The organism is Nocardioides sp. (assembly GCF_036374615.1).
Taxonomy (GTDB): Bacteria; Actinomycetota; Actinomycetes; order Propionibacteriales; family Nocardioidaceae; genus Nocardioides.
Map to the genome: position 1 here is coordinate 1 of NZ_DASUTK010000097.1, position 15,064 is coordinate 15,064.

Annotated in this window: 16 protein-coding genes; 8 read left to right on the forward strand and 8 right to left on the reverse strand. The window is 70.0% G+C overall.

What is annotated here, in order from left to right; translation table 11 throughout:
• The 4 genes from VFZ39_RS07740 to VFZ39_RS07755 form a co-directional block, all read left to right on the forward strand.
• Nucleotides 1-656, forward strand: a 656-nt coding sequence (locus tag VFZ39_RS07740; protein ID WP_330865159.1) for a c-type cytochrome, incomplete at its 5' end; no start/stop codon positions are given.
• Entirely contained in the window at nucleotides 653-1,717 is a 1,065-nt protein-coding gene (locus VFZ39_RS07745; RefSeq protein WP_330865160.1) for a ubiquinol-cytochrome c reductase iron-sulfur subunit, read from the forward strand. The genes VFZ39_RS07740 and VFZ39_RS07745, both read left to right, overlap by 4 nt.
• Nucleotides 1,714-3,462, forward strand: a complete 1,749-nt coding sequence (locus tag VFZ39_RS07750) for a cytochrome b (RefSeq protein WP_330865161.1) — start codon at nucleotides 1,714-1,716, stop codon at nucleotides 3,460-3,462. The genes VFZ39_RS07745 and VFZ39_RS07750 overlap by 4 nt, the downstream gene beginning before the upstream one ends.
• A 209-nt stretch (nucleotides 3,463-3,671) precedes the next feature.
• Complete coding sequence (locus VFZ39_RS07755) at nucleotides 3,672-4,031, forward strand: GIY-YIG nuclease family protein (RefSeq protein ID WP_330865162.1); 360 nt, start codon at nucleotides 3,672-3,674, stop codon at nucleotides 4,029-4,031.
• 154 nt (nucleotides 4,032-4,185) lie between these two features.
• Here the strand turns inward: VFZ39_RS07755 and VFZ39_RS07760 are convergent, their stop codons facing one another.
• From VFZ39_RS07760 to coxB, 4 genes are all read right to left on the reverse strand, one after another.
• Entirely contained in the window at nucleotides 4,186-5,373 is a 1,188-nt protein-coding gene (locus VFZ39_RS07760) for a L,D-transpeptidase (RefSeq protein ID WP_330865163.1), read from the reverse strand.
• 66 nt (nucleotides 5,374-5,439) lie between these two features.
• Nucleotides 5,440-5,838 (reverse strand): cytochrome c oxidase subunit 4, encoded by a 399-nt coding sequence (locus VFZ39_RS07765; RefSeq protein ID WP_330865164.1) that lies wholly within the window; start codon nucleotides 5,836-5,838, stop codon nucleotides 5,440-5,442.
• Complete coding sequence (gene ctaD, locus VFZ39_RS07770) at nucleotides 5,835-7,535, reverse strand: cytochrome c oxidase subunit I (protein ID WP_414690273.1); 1,701 nt, start codon at nucleotides 7,533-7,535, stop codon at nucleotides 5,835-5,837. Before ctaD ends, VFZ39_RS07765 begins: the two co-directional genes overlap by 4 nt.
• 47 nt (nucleotides 7,536-7,582) lie before the next feature.
• Entirely contained in the window at nucleotides 7,583-8,452 is an 870-nt protein-coding gene (gene coxB, locus VFZ39_RS07775) for a cytochrome c oxidase subunit II (protein WP_330865166.1), read from the reverse strand.
• Between the two features lie 94 nt (nucleotides 8,453-8,546).
• Between coxB and VFZ39_RS07780 the strand changes: the two genes are divergently transcribed.
• Nucleotides 8,547-9,686: a cysteine desulfurase family protein gene (locus tag VFZ39_RS07780; RefSeq protein ID WP_330865167.1), complete on the forward strand. Its 1,140-nt coding sequence runs from the start codon at nucleotides 8,547-8,549 to the stop codon at nucleotides 9,684-9,686.
• Nucleotides 9,683-9,919 carry a sulfurtransferase TusA family protein gene (locus VFZ39_RS07785; protein WP_330865168.1) on the forward strand — a complete coding sequence of 79 codons (237 nt, stop codon included), beginning with the start codon at nucleotides 9,683-9,685 and terminating at the stop codon, nucleotides 9,917-9,919. Before VFZ39_RS07780 ends, VFZ39_RS07785 begins: the two co-directional genes overlap by 4 nt.
• 153 nt (nucleotides 9,920-10,072) lie before the next feature.
• Here VFZ39_RS07785 and VFZ39_RS07790 read toward each other — a convergent pair whose 3' ends face one another.
• Nucleotides 10,073-11,059, reverse strand: coding sequence for a carbohydrate kinase family protein (locus VFZ39_RS07790; protein WP_330865169.1), 987 nt, complete (start codon nucleotides 11,057-11,059; stop codon nucleotides 10,073-10,075).
• Between the two features lie 78 nt (nucleotides 11,060-11,137).
• Between VFZ39_RS07790 and VFZ39_RS07795 the strand changes: the two genes are divergently transcribed.
• Nucleotides 11,138-11,347: a hypothetical protein gene (locus VFZ39_RS07795; RefSeq protein WP_330865170.1), complete on the forward strand. Its 210-nt coding sequence runs from the start codon at nucleotides 11,138-11,140 to the stop codon at nucleotides 11,345-11,347.
• Nucleotides 11,348-11,472: 125 nt separating this feature from the next.
• On the opposite strand, the gene erpA is transcribed toward VFZ39_RS07795, so the two are convergent.
• The 3 genes from erpA to VFZ39_RS07810 all read right to left on the reverse strand — a co-directional run bounded on the left by erpA (nucleotide 11,473) and on the right by VFZ39_RS07810 (nucleotide 14,117).
• Entirely contained in the window at nucleotides 11,473-11,829 is a 357-nt protein-coding gene (gene erpA, locus VFZ39_RS07800) for an iron-sulfur cluster insertion protein ErpA (RefSeq protein WP_330865171.1), read from the reverse strand.
• An 80-nt stretch (nucleotides 11,830-11,909) separates the two neighbouring features.
• Nucleotides 11,910-12,980 (reverse strand): glycerate kinase, encoded by a 1,071-nt coding sequence (locus tag VFZ39_RS07805; protein WP_330865172.1) that lies wholly within the window; start codon nucleotides 12,978-12,980, stop codon nucleotides 11,910-11,912.
• Nucleotides 12,981-13,001: 21 nt separating this feature from the next.
• The gene (locus tag VFZ39_RS07810; RefSeq protein WP_330865173.1) at nucleotides 13,002-14,117 is read right to left on the reverse strand and encodes a carboxylate-amine ligase; all 1,116 of its coding nucleotides are present in this window, start codon (nucleotides 14,115-14,117) and stop codon (nucleotides 13,002-13,004) included.
• 37 nt (nucleotides 14,118-14,154) lie between these two features.
• Here VFZ39_RS07810 and VFZ39_RS07815 point away from each other — a divergent pair, with 37 nt between their 5' ends.
• Entirely contained in the window at nucleotides 14,155-15,042 is an 888-nt protein-coding gene (locus VFZ39_RS07815) for a GNAT family N-acetyltransferase (RefSeq protein ID WP_330865174.1), read from the forward strand.
• Nucleotides 15,043-15,064 lie beyond the last annotated feature (22 nt).

Below are 15,064 nucleotides of genomic sequence, written 5' to 3' on the forward strand. Positions count from 1 at the left end.
ACGGCGAGGGCGTCCGCACGCAGGACGGCAACCAGCTAGGCCCCTCGCTGGTCGGCGTCGGCGCCGCCGCGGTCGACTTCCAGGTCGGAACCGGCCGGATGCCGGCCGCCCAGCCGGGTCAGCAGCTGCCCCGCAAGCAGCGGGTCTTCTCGCAGGACGAGATCGACGCGCTGGCGGCGTACGTCGCCTCGCTCGGCCCCGGCCCCGCCGTGCCCGACGAGTCCGACTACAGCCTCGAGGGTCTCAGCGAGGAGGAGCGGCAGGAAGCCATCTCCCGTGGTGGGCAGATCTTCCTCACGAACTGCACCGCGTGCCACAACTACACCGGCTCCGGCGGTGCGATGCCGCGCGGTGGCTACGCACCCAAGATCCTCGGCGTCGAACCTCGCTATGTCTACGAGGCGATGCTGACCGGCCCCCAGACCATGCCCTCGTTCGCCAACGGCAACCTCACGCCGGAGGAGAAGCGCGACGTCATCGCCTACCTGCAGTCGCTCGACGAGAACCCCGACTACGGCGGGTTCGGCCTGGGCGGCCTGGGCCCGGTCGCCGAGGGCATGTTCACCTGGATCGTGGGAATCGGCGTCCTGGTCGGCTTCGCCGTCTGGATCGCCTCCCACGGCACGCGTTCGAACAAGCAGAAGGTGGACGCATGAGCTCCCACGACGGACAGGAACTCGAGCCGGTCGGCGCCCGTACGCCGGACGCCGACCCGGTCCCGGATCCGGGCCACCCGCCGCACAAGTGGCGGCCCACGGACGTCGACGAGCGTCTGGAGAAGCGCGCCGAGCGGCAGGTGGCGACGTTCTTCGCTCTCTCGGGGCTGTGCTCGGTGCTGTTCGTCGTCTCCTACTTCGTCTTCGACATCGGCGAGGTGGTCACCACCGTCGGCGGCTTCGGCGCCTCACACCTCGCGCTAGGCCTGACGCTCGGCGGGGCGCTGCTGTTCGGCGGCATGGGTGCCATCCACTGGAGCCGCAAGCTGATGTCGGACGTCGCGCTGGTCGAGGCACGCCACCCGATCGCCTCCTCGCCCGAGGACCGCGAGGTCACGGTCTCCGGGTTCAACACCGGCCTCGAGGAGACCGGCATCGCCCGCCGGCCCCTGGTCCGCAACACCCTGCTGGGCGCGCTCGGCGTGCTCGCCCTGCCGGTGCCGATCGTCCTGCTGCGCGACCTCGGCCCGCTGCCCGGCGACAAGCTGAAGAGCACGATCTGGGACGAGGGGATGCGGGTCGTGCGGGACGTGACCGGCACCCCGATCCGTGCCTCTGACATGCAGTTCGGCGACCTGATCAACGCCGAGCCGGCCGCGCTCTTCGAGGTCGACGAGAACGGTGAGCCGCTGATCGAGGGCGCCGAGCTGCAGCGGGAGAAGGCGAAGGGCGCCGTGATCCTGGTCCGGATCGAGCCGGAGGAGATCACGCCTGGCGAGGGCCGCGACGACTGGGGGGTCGAGGGCATCCTTTGCTACTCCAAGATCTGCACCCACGTCGGGTGCCCGATCTCGCTCTACGAGCGCACCACCCACCACGTGCTGTGCCCCTGCCACCAGTCGACCTTCGACCTGGCCGACGCCGCGCGCGTGGTGTTCGGCCCGGCCGCGCGCCCGCTGCCGCAGCTGCCGCTCGACGTAGACTCAGAGGGGTACCTCGTAGCACGCAGTGACTTCGACGAACCGGTCGGACCGAGCTTCTGGGAGCGTGACTCGCGATGAGCATCGACACCAGCAAGGTGGCCAAGTCCAACGTGGACCAGGCGGCCACCGCCAAGAAGCCGAGCCCGATCGGCGCCATCGCGTCGTGGGCGGACGACCGGCTCGGCCTCGCCGCGTCCCAGAAGAAGATGGTCCGCAAGGTCTTCCCCGAGCACTGGTCGTTCATGCTCGGTGAGATCGCGTTGTGGAGCTTCATCGTCCTGCTGCTGACGGGGACGTTCCTCACACTGTGGTTCACCCCCAGCATGACCGAGGTGACCTACCAGGGCTCCTACGACCAGCTGCGCGGCATCCACATGTCCGAGGCGTTCGCGACCACGCTGAACATCTCCTTCGACGTGCGCGGGGGTCTGCTGATGCGGCAGATGCACCACTGGTCGGCGATGCTCTTCATCGCCGCGATGATGGTGCACCTGATGCGCGTCTTCTTCACCGGCGCGCACCGCAAGCCGCGCGAGATCAACTGGGTGATCGGCTGCCTGCTGCTGCTGCTCGGCACGCTCGAGGGCTTCACCGGCTACTCGCTGCCTGACGACCTGCTGTCCGGCACCGGCATCCGTGCGGCCGACGGCTTCATGAAGTCGATGCCGGTCGTGGGCACGTACATGTCGTTCTTCCTCTTCGGCGGCGAGTTCCCGGGCGAGTCGATCATCCCGCGCCTGTACGTCGTCCACATCCTGCTGATCCCCGGGATCCTGCTGGCGCTGGTGGCGGCGCACATGCTGCTGCTCGTGTACCACAAGCACACGCAGTGGCCCGGTCCCGGCCGGACCGAGCAGAACGTCGTGGGCTACCCGCTGATGCCCGTCTACGCGGCCAAGGCCGGCGGCTTCTTCTTCATCGTCTTCGGCGTCACCGCGCTGATGGGTGCGCTGATGACGATCAACCCGGTCTGGAAGTACGGTCCCTACGATCCGTCCAAGGTGACGGCCGGATCGCAGCCCGACTGGTACATGGGGTGGCCCGACGGGGCGCTGCGGATCATGCCGGGCTGGGAAAGCACGATCGGCCCCTACACGCTCTCGTGGAACGTGTTCCTGCCGATCATCGTGCTGCCGGGGCTCGCGTTCACGATCCTGCTGCTGCTGCCGTTCCTCGAGCAGTGGATCACCGGCGACAAGCGTGAGCACCACCTGCTCGAGCGTCCGCGCAACGCACCCACGCGCACCGCCCTGATGGTCGCTCTCATGACGTTCTACGGCCTGATGTGGGCCGCGGGTGGCAACGACATCCTCGCGATCACCTTCGACCTCAGCATCAACCAGATCACGTACTTCCTGCGGGCTGCGGTCTTCATCGGACCGGTCGTCGCGTTCTTCATCACGCGACGCTGGTGCATCTCGCTCCAGCGGGCCGACAACGACCGGCTGCTGCACGGCTACGAGACCGGCGTCATCATGCGGTCCCCCGAGGGTGGCTACTCCGAGCGCCACCTGCCGATCGCCGACACCCGCGCGTTCACGCTCACCTCGCGCGACCGCGACCAACCGTACGTGCCGAGCACGGCCACCGACGAGAACGGCGTCGCCGCGCCCGGCGGTCGGCTCGAGGCGCTCCGCGCCCGGCTGTCGGCCGGCTGGTTCGGCCACAACGTGCAGAAGCCGACCAGGGCTGAGCTCGAGGAGGGCCACGCCCACGCCGAGCACGAGCACGAGCTGCAGTCCGGCCTCGACCACCCAGCCGACGGCCACCAGTTCGACGGTCACCACACCGTCGACGAGGAGGCTCTCCGCGGCGGCCACTGAGTCACGTCCGATCGTGCCCCCGCGACTCGCCTGAGTCGCGGGGGCACGACCTTTTCCCAAGAGGGTCCGCCAGCGGTCAGGTGGTCGAGCCGGACTCGCGAGGAACGAGCGAGGCCGTGTCGAGACCACAAGCTCGCTTCGAACCGCGTCATCCACCGACGTCGATGCGTCACGTTCTCCGGTCATCGACAAGACCGCAGACTGCCCGGATGGCAATTGGATACATGTACATCGTGGAATGCTCCGACGGCTCCCTGTACGTCGGCAGCACCCGCGACCTCGAGCGGCGCTTGTGGGAGCACAACGAGGGTCTCGGCGCGGCGTACACCAGGCATCGGCGTCCGGTGCAGCTGCTCTACGTCGAGGAGTTCGACCGGATCGACGACGCCTTCAACCGTGAGAAGCAGATCCAGAACTGGTCCCGCGGCAAGCGACTCGCTCTGATCGAGCAGCGCTGGGAGGACCTGCACGAGTTCGCGCGCTGTCGCACGTGGCGTGCGTCGTCCGAGGCACGCTCCGGTGGTCTCGACACCGGCTCCGCTGGCGCTCCGCCCGGCTCGACCGCCTAAAGCTTGGGCTCGACTCCCAGGTCAGGTGGTCGAGCCGGACTCGCGAGGGACGAGCGAGGCCGTGTCGAGACCCCTCCACGCCTGCGGTGGTCTCGACACGGGCTCCGCTAGCCCTCCGCCCGGCTCGACCACCCAAGTTCCGGGCTGAAGCGGGTCAGGTGAGGGCGGAGCCGCTGCGGTACTCGGCGAAGGGGAGGTTCCAGTCGCCGTAGCCGTTGTCGAGGGTCATCCAGCGGTCGGTGCCGGTGTACTCGACGACGTCACCCCGGAGCGTGAGGTTGTAGAGCCAGGCGGCGTTCTCGGTGCTGAGACCGGTGCAGCCGTGGCTGACGTTCGCCGAGCCCTGGGAGGCCTCGGACCACGGTGCGGCGTGGATGAACTCGCCGGAGTTCGTGACGCGCATGGCGTACTTGACGTCGTCGAGGTCGTAGTACTCCGGGTCGTTCTGGCTGATGCCGACGGTCTCGGAGTTCATCCGCTTCTCGAGGAACTTCTCCATGATCACCTTCGTGCCGGACCGGGTGGTGAACCCTGCCTTGCCGGTGGTGATCGGGATCGTGCGGATCAGCGACCCGTTGTTGAAGACCTGCATCTGGTGGGTCTGGGCGTTGACCTTGTAGACGTGGGCGTCACCGATGTCGAACTGCACCTGCCGGTTCTCCTGGCCGTAGATGCCGCCGCCGGCGTTGACGCTGTTGATGTCGAGGTCGACCTCGACGTGGCTGCCGGCCTTCCAGTACGACTTGGGCCGCCAGTGGGCCAGGGTGTCGCTCAGCCAGTACCAGGACCCCTTCTGCTGCGGGGTGCTGGTCACCTTCATGTGGCGCTCCATCGAGGCCCGGTCGGTGACCGGGACGTCGAAGGTGACCACGACCGGCATGCCGATGCCGACGGTCTCCCCGTCCAGCGGGGCGACGGAGGCGTAGGTCTGCTCGTCGAGGGTGAGGTCCTCGGTGCTGAACGAGGACTTCTTGACGACCCGTTCGCCGTCGCTGCGCTCGGCCACCGTCTTCACGGCGTACGACGTGCCGGGCTCGAGCCGCCCGCTGGCCAACCAGCCGGTGCGGTTGTCGGTCAGCTTCCCTGGGAGCGCTCCGGCGGGCGAGGTGACCGCGACCTTGCGCAGGGTGCCGCCGCTGGCGATCACCTCGACCCGCTGGTCCACGGCCACGTTGCGGCCGCGCACGCTGGTGGTGATGGTGACCGGTTCGGCTTCCTGCTCGTCCGCGACCGCCTCGGACCCCGAGTCCGGGGGCGCGTCGGTGTCGGCAGGCGTCGCCGCGCTGCAGCCGGCGAGCGCGGCGCAGCTCAGCGTCAGGGCAACAACTCCGAGTCGCAACACGCGATCAGGGTAAAGGAGGACACCCAGGAGATCCGCATCGACGCCCAGGGGTGGCGCGGAAACCGCTCAGTGAGCGTGCTCACCGCGGTAGTACTCGAAGATCCAGCCGCTCAGTGCGATGGCGCCCAGCGCGCCGCCGATGATGACCAGCCACCACGCGCCCAGCGCGACGGCGTACACGATCGTCCCGAGCGTGAGGGCGCACCACAGCGGCCACCAGGAGTACGGCGGGAAGAACCCCAGCTCCCCCGCGCCGTCGGCGATCTCGGCGTCCTTGAGGTCCTCGGGGCGGGGATCCATCCGGGCCGCATGGAACCCGAGGTACAGCGTCACCATCGCGGCGAGCAGCGTCGTCATGGTCAGCGCGGACGTGCCGGTCCAGTCGTAGGTGATGAACCAGTACGCCGGGCTCACCAGCAGGAAGAACGCGGTGGTGGCCCCGAACATCCAGGCTTCGGCCCTCATCGGTTCTCTCCCTCGGTGTCGGTCCGCTCGGACAGCAAGTCCTCGCGCCCCTCCACGTCCGGTGCGTCGGCCAGTCGACCCTCGCGCTCCGCCTCGTTCTGCTCGAGCTCGATCGCCGCGATCTCCGGGTGGTGGAGGTCGAAGGCCGGCGACTCCGAGCGGATCCGCGGGATCGACACGAAGTTGTGGCGCGGCGGCGGAGAGCTCGTGGCCCACTCCAGGGAGCGACCCCAGCCCCACGGGTCGTCGACCGCGACCAGCTTGCTGCGACGCGAGATGTAGACGTTGTACAGGAACGGCACCATCGAGAGGCCGAGCAGGAAGGCACCCACCGACGACACCTGGTTCAGGAACGTGAAGCCGTCGTCGGGCAGGTAGTCGGCGATCCGCCGGGGCATGCCCTGGACACCGAGCCAGTGCTGCACGAGGAACGTGGTGTGGAAGCCGACGAACAGCATCCAGAAGTGGAGCTTGCCGAGCCGTTCGTCGAGCATCCGGCCGGTCATCTTCGGCCACCAGAAGTAGAAGCCGGCGAACATCGCGAACACCACGGTCCCGAACACCACAGAGTGGAAGTGCGCGACGACGAAGTACGAGTCGGACACCGCGAAGTCGAGCGGCGGGCTCGCCAGGATGATGCCGGTCAGGCCGCCGAAGAGGAACGTGGTGAGGAACCCGACGGACCACAGCATGGGCGTGTCCATGCGCAGTGATCCGCCCCACATCGTGCCGATCCAGTTGAAGAACTTCACACCCGTGGGTACGGCGATCAGGAACGTCATCCCCGAGAAGAACGGGAGGTTCACGGCGCCGGTGACGAACATGTGGTGCGCCCACACGGCGGCGGAGAGGATCGCGATGCCGAGAGTCGCGCCGACCAGACCGATGTAGCCGAAGATCGGCTTGCGGCTGAAGACCGGCAGGATCTCCGTGACGATCCCGAAGAACGGCAGCGCGATGATGTAGACCTCGGGATGGCCGAAGAACCAGAACAGGTGCTGCCACAGGATCGGGCCGCCGTGCGACGGGTCGAAGACGTGGGCTCCGAGCAGTCGGTCAGCCTCCAGCGACAGCAGCGCGCCGGCCAGGATCGGGAACGCGATCAGCACCAGCAGGCTGGTGATCATCGTGTTCCACACGAAGATCGGCATCCGGAACATGGTCATGCCGGGGGCACGCATGCAGATGATCGTGGTGATGAAGTTGACCGCGCCCAGGATGGTGCCCAGACCGGCCATCCACAGGCCCATGACCCACAGGTCGCCGCCGATGCCGGGCGATCGGATCGCGTCGGACAGCGGGGTGTAGGCGAACCAGCCGAACGACGCGGCGCCACCCGGTGTGATGAAGCCCGACCCTGCGATCAGGCCGCCGAACAGGAACAGCCAGTAGCTGAACATGTTCAGCCGTGGGAAGGCTACGTCCGGAGAGCCGATCTGCAGCGGCATGATCACGTTGCCGAAGCCGAAGAACAACGGCGTCGCGAACAGCAGCAGCATGATCGTGCCGTGCATCGTGAACAGCTGGTTGTAGAACTCGTCGTTGACGACCTGCATGCCGGGGTTGGCGAGCTCGGCACGGATCAGCAGCGCCATCACGCCGGCGGCCACGAACCAGGCGAACGACGTTCCGAGATAGAGCTTGCCGATCACCTTGTGGTCGGTCGTGGTGATGACCTTGACCAGCTTCTGCCCCAGTGACTTCCGGGCTTGCTGCTCGCCGGTGGCGGTCGTGGTCGCGGCGCTCACTGCCCCTCCTCCTCGAACTCCTCAAGTCCCACCGGGTCGTTCACGTAGTTGCCGCCGAGCAACGGCTCCTCGGAGTAGTTGCCCTTCGCCTCGAGCTCGTCGAGGTAGGCGAGGTACTCGTCCTCACTGACGACCTCGACGTTGAACATCATCCGCGAGTGGTAGGTGCCGCACAGCTCGTAGCACTTCCCGCGGTACTCCCCCTCGGTGTCGGGGGTGACCTCGTAGGAGTTCTCGCGGCCGGGAATCACGTCCATCCGCATGAGGAACCCGGTCATCCCGAAGGAGTGCACGACGTCGGGCGAGTTGAGCCGGAACTCGATCGTCTTGCCGACCGGCAGCACCAGGGTCGGGATGACACTGCCCGTTCCGTAGGTGTAGACGACCGGACCCTCGTCCTTTCCGTCGAGCACGTGGTTGAAGGTCCAGCTCCACTGCTGGCCGACGACCTCGATCGTGTAGTCCTGATCGGTGTCCTCGAGCACGGCGTTCTGCACGTTGACCGTGTGGTAGAAGAGCACGACCACCATCAGGATCGGGGCGATCGTGTAGAAGATCTCGAGGGGCAGGTTGTACCGCGTCTGGACCGGGATCTCGTCGTCGCTCCGGCGGCGGAACCGCACCACGACGAAGAGGATCAGGCCCCACACGATCCCGCCGGTGATCAGCGCGGCGATCCACGCGTAGCGCCACAGGTAGAAGATGTGCTCTGCCTGGTCCGAGGCCGGGTCCGGCATCGCCAGGTTCTCCCACTCCTGCCGGGTCTCGGCCGAGCATCCGGCGAGGAACAGGAATGCACCCAGGAGGGCGACCACGGCCGCCCGGCGCAGAGCCGGACGCGGGCGCCGCTTGAGTTGCTGACCCACGAACGAGCCTTTCGGTCACGGTCGGACTAGGACGGCCTCAGAGTATCCGATCAGGAGCCCGTCTCCCCGCTGGGGCACCGAGTACGTTGGCCGCGTGACGAACGTGTCGGCCGAGCCCGGTCCGGGGGCCCGGAGGGAGCTCGACTCGGCCTCGTCCGAGGCGCTCCACCCGGCGGCTCGCGAGGCGCTCCTGGCGGCGCTGGACCAGGGGTACGCCGACCCCCGGCGCCTGCACCGGGGCGGCCGATCGGCGCGGCTGCTGCTCGACAACGCCCGCGCGGTGGTGGCGGAGTGCCTGGAGGTGCGTCCCGACGAGGTCTCGTTCACGGGGTCAGGCACCGAGGCGGTCCACCGCGGGCTGCTGGGCCTGCTCCGAGGCTCCCAGCGCGGCGACCGGGTCGTCTACCCGGCGGTGGAGCATGCCGCCGTGCGCCACGCGGTCGCGTGGGGCGGTGAGCCGGTGGAGCTGACCGTCGACGAGTACGGCCGCTGCGACGTCGGCGACATCGTGAAGGGCGCCAACGCTCCCGGTGTCGGGCTGGTCGCGCTCCAGAGCGCCAACCACGAGGTGGGCACGGTCCAGCCGGTCGGCGAGCTCGAGCTGCCGGACGGCGTACCGCTCTTCGTGGACGCGTGCGCATCGATGGGGCGACTGCCGCTACCCGGTGGCTGGTCGGCCGCCGCCGGCTCGGCCCACAAGTGGGGCGGTCCGGCGGGGGTCGGGGTGATGCTGGTGCGCAAGGGCGCGCGGTGGCGCAACCCCTTCCCGGCCGACGACCGGATCGACGAGCGGGTCGCGGGGTTCGAGAACGTGCCGGGGGCCCTCGCGGCGGCTGCCGCGCTCCAGGCAGTGGTCGCCTCGCGCGACTCCGAGAACCGGCGCCAGCACGCGCTCGTCGACCGGATCCGGGCCGCCGTGGCGCGGATCCCCGACGCCGAGGTGGTCGGCGACCCGGTCAACCGGCTCCCCCACCTGGTCACGTTCTCGTTCCTGTACGTCGACGGCGAGGCGTTGGTCCACGCGCTGGACCGTCACGGCTTCGGGGTCGCCAGCGGCTCCGCCTGCGCCGCGTCGACCCTGGAGCCGAGCGCGGTGCTCGCCGCGATGCGGGTGCTCACGCACGGCAACGTGCGACTGTCGCTCACCCGCGACACCACCGAGGCCGACGTCGACCGGCTGCTCGCCCTCTTGCCGACGGTGGTCGCGGACCTCCGCGCGGAGGTGGGGCTGTGAGCGGCGTGGACCTCGAGCTCGACTGCCGCGACCAACGGTGTCCGATGCCGGTGATCGAGCTCGGCAAGCACCTGACCGACGTCGAGGTGGGTCAGACCATCGGCGTGGTCTCGGACGACACGGCCGCGCGGGTGGACGTGCCCGCGTGGTGCCGGATGCGGGGCCAGGAGTACGTCGGCGAGGACGTGGCCGCGGACGGTGTGTCGCGGTTCGTGGTGCGTCGGCTGAGCTGACGTCGGCGTGTCGCTGCCGTTTGGACACAAACGGCAACATCGATGGGACTCCGGGAGCCCAGTTGGGCACAAACGACAAAGTCCCCCGGCGTGTCGCTGCCGTTTGTGTCCAAACGGCGACGTCGGGAGCCCTCGTGGGAGTCGGACCCGATCTCAGGGGCGGAGGGTGACGAGGTGCTCGCCGATCTCGGCGGCCGCCTCCTCGCCGTACGCCGCCGCGCACCGGGCCAGGAACGCCGAGCGCGACAGGGAGTACTCCTGGGTGCCTACCTGCTCGACGACGTACACCGCCAGCAGGCAGCCGAGCTGTGCCGCGCGGGCGGGCTCGAGGCTCCAGCTCAGGCCGGCGAGGTAGCCGGCCCGGAACGCGTCGCCGACCCCGGTGGGCTCGGCCTTGCGGATCGCCTGGACGGCCTTGATCTCGATCGACTCCTGCCCCGCGGACTCGATCCGGACGCCGGTCGCGCCGAGGGTGATGACCCAGGTGCCGACCCGGTCGAGCACGTCGTCCCGGCTCCAGCCGGTCTTCTGCATGATCAGCGACGACTCGTACTCGTTGCTGATCAGGATGTGCGCGCCGTCGATCAGGGGCCGGATCAGGTCGCCGTCACCGAACGCGAGCTGCTGGCTCGGGTCGGCCACGAACGGGTAGCCGCGCTGGCGGCACTCCTCGGTGTGGCGGAGCATCGCCTCGGGGTCGTCGGGCCCGACCAGCACGTACTCCGGCTCGCCGACCCTGTCGACGATCGGCTTCAGCTCGATCTCCCGCGCCTCGCTCATGGCGCCGGGGTAGAAGCTCGCGATCTGCGCGTCGGAGGAGTCGGTGGTGCACACGAACCGGGCGGTGTGCCGCGTCTCTGAGACGTGCACCGAGTCGCAGTCGACCCGGTGCCGCTGCAGCCAGGCGCGGTAGTCGCCGAAGTCCTCCCCGACCGCCCCGACCAGCACCGGGTCGAGGCCGAGGTTGCCGAGGCCGAAGCAGATGTTGGCCGCGCACCCACCTCGCCGTACGTCGAGGTCGTCGACGAGGAAGGACACCGAGAGCTTGTCGAGCTGGTCGACGACGAGGGAGTCCCCGAACTTCCCCGGGAAGCTCATCAGGTGGTCGGTGGCGATGGAACCAGCGATCAGCAGCGACACGCCACGGACACTACCCGCCAGACCCGTTCGGAGTGACATCGCTAGGGATACCCCTCGGTAGCCACTAGCGTCGATCTCGTGAGCGCCTACGACCCCGCCCAGATGCGGGCCGACTGCGCCGAGGTCGGCCGCAACCTCCGGCTCGAGCGCGCAGCCCGGAAGGCGGCATCGGAGCCGTCGCCGAGCCTCCACTTCGAGGACTTCCCGCGCGACCTCCCCAAGCGCGAGATCAAGATCAGCGACGCCGCAGCCCGGCTCGCCGGCGCGCTGCACCTGCACCTGGACTGATCGCAACCGCGCCAGCGGGTGCGATCGTCGGTGGTTGAGCAGCGACCGCGGCGGAGGGACGAAGCCGCGACGGAGCGTGTCGAAACCGGGTGACGCGCCTCGCGAAGGCAACCACCTGATTCAGATCAGTGGAAAGAGTCCCCGCAGGCGCACGAGCCCGTGGCGTTGGGGTTGTCGATGGTGAAACCCTGCTTCTCGATCGTGTCGACGAAGTCGATCATGGCGCCGTTGAGATACGGAACGCTCATCCGGTCGACGACCACGGTCACCCCGTCGAAGTCGGTGGTGACGTCGCCGTCGAGGGTGCGCTCGTCGAAGAACAGCTGGTAGCGGAGGCCGGAGCAGCCGCCGGGCTGCACGGAGATCCGCAGCTGGAGGTCGGTGCGACCCTCCTGCTCGAGGAGGCTGCTCACCTTGGCCGCCGCCACCGGGCTCAGGTTGATCTGATCGGTGCGGCGCTCGGTCTCGACCTGCTCGGTCATGCGTATGACTCCCTGGTTCACGGACGCTGTCTCAGGGTCAATGGTCGCACATCGACGGTTATTCCTCAGGATCCCGACCCTCAGACCGACCAGGTGCGCGCGACCCGCGCCGCGAGGTCCGCGAGCGCTCCGGACGGGTCCGCGAACGCGCGCTCCTCCCCCACCGTCTCGAACAGCGAGTACGCCGACTCGATGCCCAGCGCGCGCATCTCCCGGGCCCCCACGAGCACCTGCCCGGCGAGCGCCACACACGGGCGCAGCGCGTCGGCGGCGACGGTCGCCACGCCGTAGGGCACCTTGCCAGCGCGGCTGGAGAAGTCGAAGGCCCCCTCGCCGGTCAGCACCAGGTCGGCGGCGCGGGCGCGCTCGGCGAGGCCGACGGCCGACGCGACCAGGTCCAGGCCAGAGGCGCGGGTTGCCCCCAGCAGCAGCAGGGCGTACCCGAGCCCGCCGGCGGCGCCCGCACCCTTCTCGAGCGCCACGCGACGGCCCGCGGCGACCGCCAGCTGCTCCAGGATCCCGTCCACCGCCGGCAGCCGCTCCGCTGCGATCCCCTTCTGCGGTCCGAACGTCTTGGCTGCGCCGAACAACCCGGTCAGAGGGTTCTCGACGTCGCTCGCGGCCACCAGCTCGACCCCCACGTCGGGGAGGTCGACCCGGCTGATCCCCTCGAGGGCGGCCACGCCGCGGTCGAGCGGACGGTCGGCCGTGGCGCCGAGAGCCGCGAGCAGACCGGCGCCCCCGTCGCTCGTGCCGCTCCCGCCGAGCCCGATGACCACCCGCCTCACGCCGGCGTCGCGGGCCGCCAGCACCAGCTCGCCCACGCCGTACGTCGACGCCCGCTCGGGCCGGTCTGTGCCGCTCAGCGCCAGGCCGCACGCCTGGGCGGACTCGACGTACGCCGTGTCGCCGTCGAGCAGGACGGTGGCAGGAACCGGATCGCCGAACGGCCCGGCCACGACGGCGGGCTCGAGTGACCCGCCGATCGCCTCGCGCATGACGTCGACGAAGCCTGGCCCGCCGTCCGACATCGGCGCGAGGTCGAGCTCGTCGTCCGGCGCCTGGCGCGACCAGCCGGCGGCGATCGCCTGCGCCGCCTCGACCGCGGTGAGCGTGCCGGCGAACTTGTCGGGAGCGACCAGGACTCGCATGGGCTCATCCTGCCCGGATGGTCAGAGCGCGGCGGCCTCGGTCCGCTCGACGGCGTCGCGCACGACGGCGGTCAGGTCGCCGCCGGTCTCGAACGCCTGCCGCTGGTGGGTCGCGCCGGTGCCGGCGACCACGCGCTCGACGCCTGCCTCCACCAGCTCCCGGTCGCCCGCGGCGTCCAGGGCCGGCGCCACCGCCGCGACCAGGGTCTCCACGACCTCGCGCGCGGGAGCCAGGCCGCCCGTCAGCGGGTGCGCCAGGTCGCCCGCGGTTCCGAAGCGAGCGGCGCGCCAGTGAGCGGCCCGCAGCAGGTCGGAGCGGATCGCCGGGGTCTGCGGCTCCTGGTCCGCGACGGTCTCGACCAGCGCCCGGCACAGCGCCGCGACCAGCAGCGCGTCCTCGACGTCGGTGCAGACGTCGGCCACCCTGACCTCCACGGTCGGGAACTTCTCTGCCGGCCGGGCGTCGAAGTAGAGCATCCCGCGGTCCAGGGCGGCGCCGGACTCGATGAGCGCCGCAGTCACGCGTCGGTACTCGGCCAGCGTCCCGAACGGCTCCGTGGGCCCGGCGCTCGGCCACCGCGTCCAGACCTGCTGCCGCCAGCTCGCGTACCCGGTGTCGGCGTTGTCGGCGTACGGCGAGTTCGCCGCCACCGCCACCACCACGGGCAGCCAAGGCCGGAGTCCGTCGATCGTGCGAACCGCCTCCTCGTCGGAGGCGATGTCGACGTGGACGTGCATCCCGAAGGTGCCGGAGGTACGACCGAGGCGGCCGAACTGCTGCCCGATCCGCTGGTACCGGGGGCTCTCGCTCAGCGGCGGGTCGGCCGGCACGAGGGGCGCGGTCCCGACCGCCGCAACTGCTGCCCCGGCCGCGGTCGCCGCGTCGATGGCCGTTCGACGAGCCGCCCGCAGCTGGTCGCCGATCTTGGCGAGCTCGGTGTCCGGGGCGGTCCGGGTCTCGACCATGTGCTGGAGCAGCTCCTCGTCGAGGTCCGTGAAGGCCTCGTCGCGACGGCCGGCGGTGGAGGCCCGGTGCTCGTGCAGCACGCGCCGCGACAACGCGCGGAGCTCGCCGGTCGCCGGATCCACGAGGAGCAGCTCCTCCTCGACCCCGACCTTGCGCACCCCGCCGCTCATGGGCGGGACCGTACCCGTTGGTACTAGCCTCACGCGGGTGTCAGACGCGCTGATCCGCCCGATGACGGCCGCCGACGCCCACGACGCCGAACGGCTCAGCTCGGCGGCGTTCTACGAGGTCGACCTGCGCTCCTTCCCACGCTCCTGGCCGGACCCGGCGCCGCGGACACCGGAGCGGGCACAGCGGTGGCACGAGCGGACCGAGCACCTGCTGCGCACCGATCCCGGCGGCTGCTGGGTGGCGGAGCACGACGGCGAGGTGGTCGGGTTCGCCACGTCCCTGACGCGCGAGCTGATGTGGATCCTGGCGTCGTACGCCGTGCGGCCGGACCTGCAGGGACAGGGCATCGGTCGGGCGCTGCTCGAGGCGGCACTGCACCACGGCCGCGGCTGCCTGCGCGGGATGCTGAACGCGTCGGACGACCCGCACGCGCTGCGCCGGTACGCGACCGCCGGGTTCCGGCTCCACCCGCAGATGCTGTTGTGGGGTCGCGTGGACCGCTCGCTGCTCCCGGTGGTCGAGCACGTCCGCGAGGGCGTGAGCGCCGACCGCGACCTCCTGGACTCGCTCGACCGGCGGACCCGGGGGGCGGCCCACGGGCCGGACCACGAGCTGTTCGCCACCCACCTGCGGCTGATCGTGACCGACCGCCCGTCCGGGTCCGGTTACGCCTGGGTCAGCGAGAACGGCTCGCCGGTCGTGCTGGCCGCGAGCAGCCGCCGAGCGGCCACGGCCCTGACGTGGGAGGCGCTGGCCGCCTCGGACCCCGACCAGCCGATCCAGGTCCGGCACGTCTCACCGGCCAACGACTGGGCGGTCGACCTGGCGATGGAGGCGCGGCTCGAGGTGCACTCGCACGGGTTCATGGCGCTGCGCGGGCTGAAGGAGCCGACGCCGTACCTCCCGCACCCCTCGCTCCTGTGACCGAAGCCGCACCGAAGCGGCA